General features: G+C 59.3%; 1 protein-coding gene and 1 pseudogene. Both read right to left on the reverse strand.

Translation table 11 applies throughout. From position 1 onward, the window contains the following. Positions 1 to 71, reverse strand: a pseudogene (locus AC1DLB_RS31455) (cysteine hydrolase); the annotation flags it as partial. Positions 72 to 221: 150 nt separating this feature from the next. Continuing rightward, positions 222 to 656 (reverse strand): gamma-glutamyltransferase (locus AC1DLB_RS31460; protein WP_477786462.1); only part of this gene is annotated, 435 nt, incomplete at its 5' end.

The following is a 656-nucleotide window of genomic DNA, read 5'->3' on the forward strand; positions in this document are numbered from 1 at the left end:
ATGTCGAAGCATTCATACTCGCCGGTGCACAGCGCGCGTTGGACATCGATGAGCAGGAGTGCGGTGCTCATGGCGTCCTTCCTTAGACAGGTCGCTGGAACGATGGATTTCAACTCCCTTCTAGCCTGTAGCAACTTGCGAGGCTAAGTTTTGCGAGGATACGTTCAAGGGTCGGGGATCGAGGCCACCCAGGGAGTCGGGGTGGCCGATGATCGCCTGTTTCAGTAACCGAGCGACAGCCCGGTATTGCGCCGTGGATCGTTCGCCCCATAGAAGCGGTTCTTGCCCACAGGTTTGCCTTCCAGCGAAGGCGCACCTACCAGAATAGCTGCAATATGGTTGGGGTCCTGCGGGCCGGCAAACTTGTGGCCCCAACTTTCGAGCATCTTCTTGGTGTCCGGACTGGTGGCGAAGTTCTCCAGGTTGGTTTCTTCCGGCAGCCATTGCTGGTGGAAACGCGGCGCATCCACCGCTTCCTGGATGTTCATGCCGTAGTCGATCACGTTGAGCATGGTCAGCAGGGTTGCGGTGATGATGCGACTGCCACCGGGGGTGCCGACGACCATGACGACTTTGCCATCCTTGGTGACGATGGTCGGGCTCATGGACGACAGCGGTGCCTTGCCAGGGGCGATGGCATTGGCTTCGCCCTGCAC

It is taken from the genome of Pseudomonas sp. 05N434 (assembly GCF_056396965.1).